Raw genomic sequence first — 13,250 nt, forward strand, 5'->3', positions numbered from 1 at the left:
CTTGCTAAAAGAAGCTGCAAATGTAAACAATTGTACAAAATAGAAAAGCCAATAAAATGCTAAACTGTCGAAAAGTTACAGCTTATTTAAATATACGCTCTTTGTTTAAAAAGTTGCGATAAGCTTGAGCATTGATATTGTGCATTGTATTGTTTTTTGCAAAATTGTGATAACCAGAATAATCGGGCTTAGCACAGAAATAAAGGAAACTATGATTTTCGGCATTTAAAACGGCATCGATAGAAGAAATTGAAGGGATACAAATTGGTCCGGGAGGTAATCCTGCATATCTGTAGGTATTATATGGAGAATTTATATTCAAATATTCTTTAAGTACTCGTTTAATTGTAAAATCGCCCAGAGCGTAAATAAGAGTGGGATCTGCCTGCAATCTCCAACCACGTTTTAACCTATTTATATAAACACCCGCTACTTTAGCTTTCTCGGCATTCTGCTGAGTTTCTTTTTCAACTATACTGGCAAGTATAGAAACTTCAACAGGAGATAAACCTAAAGCAATGGCTTTATTTCTACGAGAATCATTCCAAAATTGTCTGTATTCATAATTCATTCTTTCAATAAATTTTTCCGCAGACGTATTCCAATTAACAAAATAAGTATTAGGAATAAACATAGTAGCAAAAGTTTCGGTTGAGAAACCATATTTAGCTGCAACAATGCTATCGTTTAACATACGTAATAATTTAGTGCTGTCAACATTTAGCTGGGTCGATATTTTATTAGCCAAGTCTTTTTTCAGTCTAACATTATTGAAAATTAATCGAACAGGCTCTTGTTCTCCGGAACGTAGCATATTAATTAAGTCTTCATTAGATAATCCATTGGTAAGTAAGTACATTCCCGGTTTTATATGCTGGTCATACTTTTTTTGTTTTGCCCACCACTCAAAATTAGCACGATGAATAATCAATCCGTTATTATAAAGTTGAGTCTTTAAGTCAGCAAATGTGTCTGTTGGCTTAATATAAATTGTAAACTCTTCTTTTTCATCAGATACCCAAACATTTGGCGAGAAAATAGCTTGATAAATAAAGTATGCTCCACCAGCTAAACCCAACACTACTACAAAAAGGATAATTCTAAAAAAAATACCTAACTTATTCTTTTTCTTGCTAGGCCTGCTGTAGGCGCTATGATAATATTCCATCTTTATATAGACTTTTGATTGATTAATTGGAGGATATATTCATCCTGCCATTCATTATTTAGTAAAACCCAATCCTTTTTTACTCCAATTATTGAAAATTGTTGCCTTTTAAATAAACTTAAACTTTTTGTATTTGAAGTTAGGATGGAACAATATAGTTGATGTAAATTAAGTATGTTGAAACTATAGTCTATAAGTTGGGTTAATGCTTGCTTGGCGTAGCCTTTATTACGATATGCCTTTTCAATTAAAATACCTACACCTGCTCTTCTATTTTTAGGATCAAAATCAAATAAATCAATAGCTCCAACAATTTCCAATTCTTCATATTTGATATTTGTCAGGCTAATAATAAATCGAGCTTGCTTTTTTGAGAAAATATCTTCTTGTTCACTAAGAATATATTGCTCTATACTAAAGCGAGAAAAGGGGAGGAGTGTATTACTCAAATACCACAAGCTTTTATCATTTTCCCAATCCTGAATTTTACTTAGATCGCTTAGCTCCGGAGTTCTTAGTGTTATTTTAGTTGAAGTCATATGTTAATCTTATAATTGAATGCTTCCTTTAAAAACATATTCAGCATATCCTTCTAAAAATACTTCAGTAAATCGTTGTTCTTTTTCTTGAAAGCTCACTTTTAATTCACCGCCTAATGTTTTAATTTTATAATTATTATATTTATCAGCACCTTTTATATAGGCTCCAATAGCAGCAGCAGTTACTCCTGTTCCACATGCAAGTGTTTCATTTTCAACGCCACGTTCGTAAGTACGTACAAATAACTTATTCCCTTTTTGCTCAATAAAGTTAGCGTTAACACCTTCTTTTTTGAAATTTTCCGAATAACGGATTGCTTTTCCTGCTTCAAATACATTTTTGTCCGAAATAGATTTACAAAAGGTTAAATGATGCGGCGATCCTGTATTTAAAACCAAATGATCATCTATATCTTCAACCTCATGTACATCTTGCATTTGCAGCTTTATGTATTTTAAATTTCCTTTAGATTGAAGTATCTCGGCAAAATGCTCACCATCAGTTGCTAAAAATTTAAAACTCGACTTATTTATGCCCATATCATAAGCAAAAGCAACGATACAGCGTCCTCCATTACCACACATACTACCTTCCAATCCATTACTGTTAAAATACTTCATCTCGAAATCATAATCATCAGCTTTTAAAAGATACATTAATCCATCTCCTCCAACACCAAAATTTCTGTCACAAAGTGATTTAATTTGTTGAGTACTAATTTCGGGAATGCTCTCTCTTCCATCAATAAGAATGAAATCATTCCCTGCTCCGTGGTATTTATAAAAGTTTATCATGGATTTTAGGTCTTTCAAGACAAATTTACATCTTTTTTAAGAACGAACAAAGATTGTTCGTGTTTCTATTGTAGAGTTAGCCAAGCTTAACCGCTCTCTGTAAAACGTTCCTTATACCAACTCAGCATATTAACTTTTTTTAACCTGTAACAAGCTTTATTTTTTATGTTTTTTGATAAACTTTGTAAAAAAAATTATAGCTATGAAAATCAAAAACTTCAAATCTTTTTATAGATTTTTATTTGTTATTATTCTTTTGCTAGCCTTTCAAATTCCAAAAAATTTAAAGGCAGAATCAGGATTGGTAAATTTAGTAGATGCTGCAAAGAAGACGGTTAATTCGGTTGTACACATTAAAACAATTATGCTTCAAAAAAGCAATGTATATTCTTATTTTTATGATAGCTATGGAAACATATATCGTCGAGGAGAAGAGCCTAAATACTATGTGGCAACCGGTTCAGGAGTGATTCTTACAAAGGACGGATATATAGTTACCAATAATCATGTTGTTGCAGGTGCTTATGAGATATATGTAACATTAAACGATAAACGAAATTTAAAAGCAAAAATAATAGGTAGAGATCCTGCTACCGATTTAGCTCTAATTAAAATTGATACAGATAATCTTCCATTTTTAGAATTTGGGGATTCTGATAATGCACAAATAGGTGAGTGGGTACTTGCAGTTGGTAACCCTTTTAATCTAACTTCTACAGTAACAGCCGGCATAATTAGTGCTAAAGCCAGAAATCTTCATCTTGTTAGTCCTCAGCATAGTTCTGCCATAGATTCTTATATTCAGACTGACGCTGCTGTAAATAGTGGCAATAGTGGAGGAGCATTAGTTAATGCAAGGGGCGAATTAATAGGGATTAATGCTGCTATTGCGTCAAATACAGGCAGCTATACCGGATACAGTTTTGCAATACCATCAAATATTGTGAAAAAAGTTGTGAGCGATATTATACAATACGGAAAAGTAAAAAGAGCCTATATGGGTGTGCAAATTAACGATCTTAATGAAGATGTAGCCAATTACTTAAATATGCCAAAAATTGAAGGCGTTTTTATTGCTAAAGTTGTATATGGTGGATCGGCTTGGAAAGTAGGAATAAAAAGTCAGGACGTTATCTTGCAAATTGATAATCAAAAAGTAAACTCAAGGTCTGAATTAGTAGAACGTTTGACTCAATATCAACCCGGCGCCACTATTATGGTTAAAATATGGCGAAAAGGTCGGCAATATGATTTTTCTCTTGTTTTGGAAAGTGATAATCAAGAATAGTCATTTCATATTTTTTTGTTAATATTATTTAGAACGCATCTAAATAAGTTTTAAACTCATAGCTTTGTACCATAAAAAAATAAAATTATGGCACAAGGAATGTATCATGTACCACACGTACCAAAAGCAATGAACGAACCTACTTTAGAATATAAACCGGGAAGTCAGGAAAGGAAGGCTGTTAAAGCAGCACTGAAAGAACTAAAATCAAAGGAAATAGATATTCCTATGGTGATAGGAGGTAAAGAAGTGCGAACAGATAATCGCATTTCTATTCATCCACCACATCAAATTAAACATACTTTAGGCCACTATTATATGGGTGGTGCAGAACATGTTACACAAGCTATAGAGGCTGCACTTGAGGCACGTCCAAAATGGCAATCTCTGAATTGGGATAGTCGTGCTGCAATTTTTCTTAAAGCTGCCGATTTAATTTCGGGACCTTATCGTGCTAAAATTAACGCAGCTACTATGCTTGGTCAATCCAAGAATATTTATCAAGCAGAAATCGATGCTGCCTGTGAATTTGCAGATTTTTTACGATTCAACGTAGAATATATGGCTGATATTTACAGTCAACAACCACTCTCAAGTAAAGGGATTTGGAATCGTATGCAACAACGTCCTTTAGAAGGATTTGTTTATGCCATTACTCCCTTTAATTTCACCGCTATTGCTGGAAATCTACCAGCTGCTCCTGCATTGATGGGAAATGTAGTGGTTTGGAAACCATCAAACACACAAGTCTATTCAGCAAATGTTATTATGGAAATCTTCCAAGAAGCAGGTTTACCGGATGGCGTAATTAATATGGTATTTGCTCCCGGTGCTGTAGGAGGAAGAGTTATGGCGGATCATAAAGATTTTGTTGGTGTTCATTTTACGGGTAGTAATGCCGTATTTAATCGCATTTGGAAAACAATAGGAGCAAACGTAGGAATTTATAATACCTATCCGAAAATTGTGGGCGAAACCGGTGGTAAAGACTTTATAATGATTCATAAATCAGCTAAAGTTGATGAAGTGGTAACGGCTATGAGTCGTGGTGCTTTTGAATACCAAGGACAGAAATGTTCTGCTGCATCTCGTGCTTATGTTCCTGATAATCTGTGGGAAGAAGTTAAAGAAAAGCTGATTACAGATGTCCAATCTTTCCGTATGGGAAGTGTTGAGAATTTCCAGAACTTTATCAATGCAGTAATTGATGAAGCTTCCTTTGATAAATTGGCTACGTATATTGAAAGAGCAAAAAAAGATGCAGAAGCTGAAATTATTGTTGGTGGGGGATATGACAAAACCGAGGGCTATTTTATTGAGCCAACAGTAATTGTAACCTCTGATCCTAAATATGTTACTATGCAAGAAGAATTATTCGGACCTGTTTTCACTATCTACGTTTATCCTGCCGAAGAGTATGAAGAAACGTTAAAGCTTGTAGATGAAACGTCTCCTTATGCTTTAACAGGAGCTATTTTTGCTCACGATCGTTACGCCATTACTCAAGCTGTCGATAAATTGGTGAATGCTGCGGGTAATTTCTATATCAACGATAAACCAACAGGTGCCGTAGTGGGACAACAACCTTTTGGAGGCGCAAGAGCTTCAGGAACAAACGATAAATCAGGCTCTTACCTTAACTTATTACGTTGGGTATCACCAAGAACTATTAAAGAAAATTTTGTTCCGCCAACAGATTATCGTTATTCATTTATGGAAGAGAAATAAGTGCATTTTGAACGATAATGCTTTTTATTATCTTTGCAGCTCAAAAAAAATTAAATACACAAACAATGAAAGAAAAAGTAGATATAGTATGGCAAGATGAAATGGCTTTTGAGGCCAGTTTGCATGAGAATACTCAGAAAGTAATAATAGATGCAGTTCCTGCTGTTGGCGGACGGGATTTAGGTCCTCGCCCAAAAACTTTATTATTGGTTTCATTGGGAGGCTGTACTGCCATGGATGTCATTTCTATTTTAAAGAAGATGAGAGTTAAGCCTGATTATTTCAATGTTGAAGTTGAAGGTGAATTAACAGATGAACATCCAAAATACTTCCATACAATTACTGTAAACTATATTTTCCGTGGTAAAGATTTACCTATGGATAAAATTAAAAAAGCGGTTAGTCTTTCGGAAGATCGTTATTGCGGAGTAACCGAAATGTTAAAACATTCATCAAAAATAATTTCAAACATTATAATAGAAGATTAATATTTATTCTTTATAAAAATGAATGCGCTTCAAGGTAATGGAGCGCATTTTTTATGGCAGAATCTTACTTAAATGGTTAGTTTTAATAACATCTAATAACTCATTTAAAATCATTGCTGTAGCTCCCCATATTTTTATATTATTAATACAGAAACAAGGAGCTGATATGGAATTTTTATTTAAAAATAAAACTTCCTTTAATTGTACTGCATTATCATCTAACAGATCCTTAAGCGAAATTTTATATACTTGTTGCACTTCTGTAGAATCCGGAATAATTTTATTCAAATTTTCTATATAAGCAACGTAAGGCTCTACAATAAAATTACTATTTGGAATATATAAGCGAGATAATTTCCCCAAAATATCGGCTGTACTTACTTCTATACCAATCTCTTCCTGAGTCTCTCTGATAGCCGTTTTCATTAAATCTTTATCTCTTGTTTCTTTTTTACCCCCGGGAAATGAAATTTGTCCGCTATGAACTCCATCATAAACACTTCTTAGAATGAATACTATTTTTGTTTCCCTATTTTCATTAAATAAAACAATAAGAACAGCACTATGTTTTGCATCTTTTGGAGTTTCAGGCCTTCTTATACCATCTATTCGTTCCAATGGAGCCAACTTTAAATGAGATTGAATTCCGGGTAGCTCTTTAGTTAATGCCTTTTTGAATTTATTTTTCAAAATCAGATTCTCCATAATAAATGCAAAGATAATTTTAATCAGATAAATTTTAATCAATAACAAGGTTATAAAAGCGTATTTATAATATTCTGTAAAAAATAAGTTATGGAAATTTAAGAAAACAATACTTTTCTAAAGGCATAAAATTTACTTATACAAGCTAAAAATATGATTATTCAATGAGGATAATTAAGTCTATTTTTTGTACCTTTGCCGCGTGACTAAAGAAAAACATAGCCCCACTTTTGACAGCGATGAACTTGTAGAAGAGAATAAATCTCTAATTTTGTTCAACGATGATTTTAATACTTTCGATTTTGTTATAAGGTCTTTAATTGATGTATGTAATCACGATGACTTACAAGCGGAACAATGTGCTTTTATTGTTCATTACAAAGGTAAATGTGTTGTTAAATCCGATTCTTTTCCCGTTTTAAAACCAATGTTTGACGAACTTTCTCGCCGCGATTTAACAGTTAGTATTGATTAATTCTACAATCGCTCCTTGTTTTTATCTTTTTATTTCGTGCTATAAAAAATAATAAAGTCATTTCCTTTATCTCATTTCTTTTCTTAATTTTACAGAAAATAAAAAGCAATGCCCTGGATAATTATTTTACTCTTAATTGCATTAGGAATTATTTTCTTACTTCTTGAACTTTTGGTAGTTCCCGGTACAACTTTTATTGGAATAATTGGGTTTATATCTCTTGCATTAGGTGTTTATCAAACATTTGTAATCTACGGTATAAGTTGGGGTGTTTTTGCTTTAATAGCAACATCTATTGTTAGTGTGCTTATGCTAATTTTAAGCTTACGTTCTAAAACTTGGAAAAAAGCAATGCTTTCTACAAGTATTAAATCAAAGGTGAACCAAGACAGTAAAAAAATTAGTATCGGTGATGAAGGAATTACTATTTCGCGTCTGACACCAATGGGAAAAGCACGTTTTGGTAATAATTTTATAGAGGTTTCCACTTTTGGCGATTTTTTAGATCCTGAAATGAGTATTCGTATTATTGAAATAAAAAATAATAAAATTTTTGTTGAACCCATAGAGGAGGGATAATCTAATCTCACTTTTCTTATTAAAAAACTTTAAATTATGGAACAAGGAGTAGGAATGTTAATTGGAGTAATTATCGCTGTTGTTATCAGTATATGGATTCTTTTTGTATACATACCGGTTGGACTTTGGTTCTCTGCCTTAGTATCTGGAGTACGCATATCTCTTATACAGCTTGTACTTATGCGTTGGAGAAATGTACCACCAAAAATAATTGTGAATGCAATGATTACTTCCAAAAAAGCCGGATTAGAATTAACCCGCGATGAATTAGAAGCTCATTATCTTGCAGGTGGTAAAATTAAAAATGTTGTTGAGGCTTTAATTTCTGCCGATAAAGCCAATATGGCACTTAACTTTCAAACAGCTACGGCTATTGACCTTGCTGGTCGAGATGTCTTTCAAGCGGTACAAATGTCGGTAAATCCCAAAGTAATTAATACCCCACCGGTAACAGCTGTATCTAAAGACGGTATTCAGCTTATTGCAAAAGCACGTGTTACTGTTCGGGCTAATATCCAACAATTGGTTGGTGGTGCCGGCGAAGAAACTGTTTTAGCTCGTATTGGAGAAGGTGTTGTATCTTCTATTGGTTCCTCCAATAGTCATAAAGAAGTATTGGAAAATCCTGATTCTATTTCACGAGTAGTTTTAGCAAAGGGATTGGATGCAGGAACTGCATTTGAAATTCTTTCTATTGATATTGCAGATATTGATATTGGGAAAAATATTGGTGCTGTTCTTCAGATGGATCAGGCCAATGCCGATAAAAATATTGCTCAGGCACAAGCCGAAAAGCGTAGAGCTATGGCTGTAGCTTTAGAACAAGAGATGTTGGCTAAAGCTCAAGAAGCGCGTGCAAAAGTTATTTTGGCTGAAGCCGAAGTTCCTTTGGCTATAGCAGAGGCATTTAGATCCGGGAATTTAGGTATAATGGATTATTATAAATTCAAAAATATCCAAGCAGACACTTCAATGCGCGATAGCATTGCAAAACCTGCTAAAAAAGATACTAAACCAAAAAAAGATAAGTAGACAAGCATCTGAAGACTTTTATTAAATTCATTTCCTTTTCAAAGCTAATACCTTAAAGAAGGATTAGGGAGTGAGTTTAATAAAAGTCTTTTTTTTATATAATTAATCATAAAAACTAATCGTATGAATTTAAAACACAAACTAATTAAAAAATTGAGCTTGAGCTTTTTCTTTTTATTAGCAGTGCTTATTGCAACACCAGCACTTGCAGCTAAGAAGAAAAAAGAAGAAAAACCTAAAACTGCTTTAGAAGAAACATCTTTCTCAGGCTTAAAATGGCGTAGTATTGGCCCGGCTTTTACTTCGGGTCGTATTTCCGATTTTGCTGTTAATCCAAATAATCCAAGTGAATATTATGTTGCTGCTTCTGCAGGGCATATATGGAAAACAGTAAATAATGGAACAACTTGGACTCCTGTTTTCGATAAAAACGGAGCTTACAGTATTGGAGCATTAAAAATGGATCCTAATAATTCTAATGTAGTTTGGGCTGGAACAGGTGAAAATAACCATCAGCGTGCTTTAGGATATGGAAATGGCATTTACAAAACCATAGATGGCGGAAAATCATGGAAAAATATGGGATTAAAAGAAAGTCGCCAAATTGGAATGATTGCCATTGATCCACGTAATTCGGATATTGTTTATGTCGCTGCCGAAGGATCTGCTTGGGGACCGGGAGGAGATAGAGGTCTGTATAAAACAACTGACGGTGGTAAGAATTGGACTAAAATCCTTAATATTTCGGAAAATACAGGAGTTAATAATGTTGTTCTTGATCCTTATAATCCAGATGTTATTTATGCAACTTCTGAACAACGTCGTCGCCGTGCTTTTGGTAAAATTGGTGGTGGACCGGAATCGGCACTTTATAAATCTACAGATGCTGGTCTTACATTTAACAAAATTACCAGTGGACTTCCAAAAGGTCATATAGGAGGAATGGGAATTGCTATTTCTCCGGTAGATAATAATGTGATTTATTTAATTATCGAAGCTCAAGACGATCAGGGAGGCTTTTTTCGTTCAACCGATCGTGGAGCATCTTTCTCTAAAATGAGTTCATACAGTTCAAGCGGACAATATTACAATACCATAGTTGCTGATCCTGTTGATATAGATAAAGTTTATTCACTTGAAACACGTACTCGTATTACTGTGGATGGTGGTAAAAGCTGGTCTGTTTTAGGAAATAATGCCCGTCACGTTGATGACCACGCTATGTGGATTGATCCAAAAGACACCAAACATTTTATAATTGGCGGCGATGGTGGTATCTATGAAAGTTTTGATGCCGGAAAAAATTATGTATTTAAAACAAATCTTCCTGTAACTCAGTTTTATCGTGTATTTGCAGACAATTCTTATCCATTTTATTGGGTATACGGAGGAACACAAGACAATAATAGTTACGGAGGTCCTAACCAAAATATTAGTTCAGCGGGAGTAACAGCTGGAGAGTGGGTAGTAACAGTTGGTGGTGATGGATTCTGGCAAGCTGTAGATCCTGAGAATCCTGATATTGTTTACTCTGAATATCAATATGGAAATGTATATCGCTATGATAAAAAATCGGGCGAAACCACAGGTATAAAACCGGCTCCTTTAAAAGGCGAAGATAATTATCGTTGGAATTGGGATGCTCCAATGATTTTGAGTACGCATAATGCTCAGACTTTGTATATGGCTGCTAATAAAGTTTTTAAATCTACTGACAGAGGAAATAGTTGGGTAAAAATTAGCGAAGACTTAACTCGTAATGAAGATCGTGATCAATTTCCAATGATGGGAAAATATTGGCCATCTAATGCTGTTGTAAAACATGTTTCCACATCACAATGGGGAACAATAGTAACTCTAGTTGAATCTACTGTTAAGGAGGGTTTAATTTATGCCGGTACCGACGATGGATTAATACAAGTAACGGATAATGGAGGTAAAACCTGGACTAAAGTATCGTCTTTTCCCGGAGTTCCGAAATATACTGTTGTAAGTGATATTATGCCTTCTCGCTTTGATGAGAACGTAGTGTATGCTTCTTTAGATAATACTAAAAGCGATGACTTTAAGCCTTATCTGTTAAAAAGTACAGACAAAGGAAAAACGTGGGTCTCAATTTCAAATAATCTCCCTAAAAATGGTTCTGTTCACAGTATTGAACAAGATTTTATAAATAAAGATTTATTGTTTATAGGAACAGAATTTAGCTTTTTTATTAGTGTTGATGGTGGAAAATTATGGAAGAAATTTGATGCAGGACTTCCAGATATTGCCGTACGAGATATTACTATTCAACAAAGAGAAAACGATTTAGTTATCGCCACTTTTGGTCGTGGCTTTTATATTCTTGACGATTATTCTGCTTTACGCGAAGTAAATGAGGACTTTCTTAAAACAGAAGGATATATCTTTCCAATTGCCGATGCTTTGATGTATCTACAAACAGGTTCTCGTTACGGACAAGGTTCTACGGTTTATCTTGGCAAAAATCCTGAATTTGGTGCCACTTTTACTTATTTCTTAAATAAAGTGCCCAAGACTTTAAAAGCTACAAGGCTTAAAAAAGAGGCTGAACTTTTTAAAGAAGGTAAACCTATTCCTCAGCCATCTAAAGAAGAGCTGAAAGCTGAAGCTAATCAGTTGCCCGCATATTTAATATTTTCTATTACTGACTCCAATGCTAATATTGTTAAAAATATTTATAAAAAACCCTCAGCAGGAATCAATCGTGTAGTTTGGAATTTACGTAATCAAGGACCATATCCTCCTCGTAAAGAAGTCAAAAAATTTGAAGCTACAAATAGCGGAACAGATGGCATTTTGGCAATGCCCGGTAATTATAAAGTAAGTATGTCTTTGGTTTTTAATGGCGAAACAAAACTGCTTGCCGGTCCTGTTAATTTCAATGCCAAAGTATTAAACAACACTACTTTAGGAGCTACTGACAGAGCCGCTTTGGTAGCTTTTCAAAAGCAAGTGAGCGAATTAGCCAAAACAATGGACGGAGCAGAACGTTATTTAAACGAGATGAAAGGAAAACTTGTTAAAGTACGTCAGGCAATACATAATACTCCCGCTTGTTCCTTTGAGATGGAACAAAAGACGAAAATTCTAAGCGAAACACTTCAAGATATAACTTTTGCTCTTAATGGAACACCGGCAAAAGCCAGTCCGGAAGAAGTACCACCGGAACAAGTTTGTTTAAATGATCGTTTAGGTGTAATTATGAATGCTATGTGGTCTTCTACATCTGCACCAACACTAACGGCTATTTCAAATTACGAAATTCTAGTAGAAGAGTATCCTGCTGTTTTAACAAGAATTAAAGCAGCTAAGGTTGAATTAGAAACTATTGAGAAAAAGTTAGACGAAATTGGAGTAATGTGGACTCCCGGTCGTTTACCTGAATTTTTGAAATAAAAAAAATCTCTAATTTTAGAGGCTGTTCAAAAAGAGCAGCCTCTTTTTTTATACTATGAGTAAAACTAAAATATTTCTGTGTTTACCTATTCTTAATGAATCGGAAAATATTCCTGATTTGTTAACTGTGTTGAAAAAACAATCATTTCAGAACTTTGAATTGATTGCCTGTGTAAATCAACCCGAAGAGTGGTGGAATGATACCAATAAAGTAAATCAGTGCATCGATAATCAAAAAAGCATAGAAATACTCAAAAAAGAAAATCAATTAGCTGTTACAATTATCGATAAAAGCAATAAGGGAAATGGATGGCAAGGAAAACAAAAAGGAGTGGGCTGGGCAAGAAAACTTGTTATGGATAAAGCGGCTAGTTTGGGTTCTGAGTCTGATATTATTGTAAGTATAGACGCAGATACAGAATATCCCGAAGATTATCTTTTATCTGTTGTTGATGTTTTTGCGAGAAAGCCAAAAATTACAGGCTTAGCTAATCCTTATTATCATCGTTTAACAAAAGACAAAAAAGCTAATTACGCAATTCTTCGTTACGAAATATATATGCGTAATTATGCCATTAATATGCTTCTAATTGATAATCCATATCATTTCTCAGCTTTGGGATCAGCAATGGCAACTACGGTTAAAGTTTATAATAAGATGGGAGGGATAAGCCCAAAAGCCTCGGGAGAGGATTTCTATTTCTTACAAAAACTAAGCAAATATGGCGTTTTAGCAGATTGGAATAAATACAAAGTTTATCCTGCAGCTCGTTTTTCAAATCGCGTAAATTTTGGAACGGGACCTGCAATGATTAAAGGCAATACAGGCGATTGGTCTTCTTATCCAATTTACCCTTATGGGTTGTTTGAAAAAGTAAGATCTACTTACAATGCCTTTATAGACTTGTTTGAAGGAGATAGAAATACACCAATGACAGTATTCCTTCAAAACCAATTGAAAAAAGAAAACGTTTGGAAGCCTTTGCGACAAAACTATAAAACAAAAGAGCAATTTGTTAAAGCCTGTACAACA

At 34.1% G+C, this 13,250-nt stretch carries 12 protein-coding genes; 8 read left to right on the top strand and 4 right to left on the bottom strand.

Going from position 1 to position 13,250, the window contains the following annotated elements; all coding sequences use genetic code 11:
• Positions 1-82 precede the first annotated feature (82 nt).
• The 3 genes from mltG to J7K39_09795 are packed head-to-tail and all read right to left on the bottom strand — an operon-like array spanning position 83 to position 2,502.
• Positions 83-1,168: an endolytic transglycosylase MltG gene (gene mltG / locus J7K39_09785; GenBank protein MCD6180179.1), complete on the bottom strand. Its 1,086-nt coding sequence runs from the start codon at positions 1,166-1,168 to the stop codon at positions 83-85.
• Between the two features lie 2 nt (positions 1,169-1,170).
• Positions 1,171-1,707, bottom strand: a complete 537-nt coding sequence (locus J7K39_09790; protein ID MCD6180180.1) for a GNAT family N-acetyltransferase — start codon at positions 1,705-1,707, stop codon at positions 1,171-1,173.
• A gap of 9 nt (positions 1,708-1,716) precedes the next feature.
• Positions 1,717-2,502: a diaminopimelate epimerase gene (locus tag J7K39_09795; GenBank protein MCD6180181.1), complete on the bottom strand. Its 786-nt coding sequence runs from the start codon at positions 2,500-2,502 to the stop codon at positions 1,717-1,719.
• 202 nt (positions 2,503-2,704) lie between these two features.
• Between J7K39_09795 and J7K39_09800 the strand changes: the two genes are divergently transcribed.
• The 3 genes from J7K39_09800 to J7K39_09810 all read left to right on the top strand — a co-directional run bounded on the left by J7K39_09800 (position 2,705) and on the right by J7K39_09810 (position 6,006).
• Positions 2,705-3,790, top strand: coding sequence for a trypsin-like peptidase domain-containing protein (locus J7K39_09800; protein MCD6180182.1), 1,086 nt, complete (start codon positions 2,705-2,707; stop codon positions 3,788-3,790).
• Positions 3,791-3,877: 87 nt separating this feature from the next.
• On the top strand, positions 3,878-5,518 hold the full coding sequence (gene pruA / locus J7K39_09805; protein MCD6180183.1) for an L-glutamate gamma-semialdehyde dehydrogenase: 1,641 nt from the start codon (positions 3,878-3,880) through the stop codon (positions 5,516-5,518).
• Between the two features lie 65 nt (positions 5,519-5,583).
• Positions 5,584-6,006 carry an OsmC family protein gene (locus J7K39_09810; GenBank protein ID MCD6180184.1) on the top strand — a complete coding sequence of 141 codons (423 nt, stop codon included), beginning with the start codon at positions 5,584-5,586 and terminating at the stop codon, positions 6,004-6,006.
• A gap of 51 nt (positions 6,007-6,057) precedes the next feature.
• Here the strand turns inward: J7K39_09810 and J7K39_09815 are convergent, their stop codons facing one another.
• On the bottom strand, positions 6,058-6,753 hold the full coding sequence (locus J7K39_09815; GenBank protein MCD6180185.1) for a CoA pyrophosphatase: 696 nt from the start codon (positions 6,751-6,753) through the stop codon (positions 6,058-6,060).
• A gap of 160 nt (positions 6,754-6,913) precedes the next feature.
• Between J7K39_09815 and J7K39_09820 the strand changes: the two genes are divergently transcribed.
• The 5 genes from J7K39_09820 to J7K39_09840 all read left to right on the top strand — a co-directional run.
• Positions 6,914-7,186, top strand: a complete 273-nt coding sequence (locus tag J7K39_09820) for an ATP-dependent Clp protease adaptor ClpS (protein ID MCD6180186.1) — start codon at positions 6,914-6,916, stop codon at positions 7,184-7,186.
• A gap of 108 nt (positions 7,187-7,294) precedes the next feature.
• Complete coding sequence (locus J7K39_09825) at positions 7,295-7,765, top strand: NfeD family protein (GenBank protein ID MCD6180187.1); 471 nt, start codon at positions 7,295-7,297, stop codon at positions 7,763-7,765.
• A gap of 36 nt (positions 7,766-7,801) precedes the next feature.
• Positions 7,802-8,797 carry a flotillin-like protein FloA gene (gene floA, locus J7K39_09830; GenBank protein ID MCD6180188.1) on the top strand — a complete coding sequence of 332 codons (996 nt, stop codon included), beginning with the start codon at positions 7,802-7,804 and terminating at the stop codon, positions 8,795-8,797.
• A gap of 123 nt (positions 8,798-8,920) precedes the next feature.
• Positions 8,921-12,217, top strand: a complete 3,297-nt coding sequence (locus J7K39_09835; protein MCD6180189.1) for a hypothetical protein — start codon at positions 8,921-8,923, stop codon at positions 12,215-12,217.
• Positions 12,218-12,272: 55 nt separating this feature from the next.
• Positions 12,273-13,250: hypothetical protein (locus tag J7K39_09840; protein ID MCD6180190.1), on the top strand; the 978-nt coding region annotated here is incomplete at its 3' end.

This window comes from Bacteroidales bacterium (assembly GCA_021157585.1).
In the GTDB taxonomy this organism is placed as follows: domain Bacteria; phylum Bacteroidota; class Bacteroidia; order Bacteroidales; family UBA12170; genus UBA12170.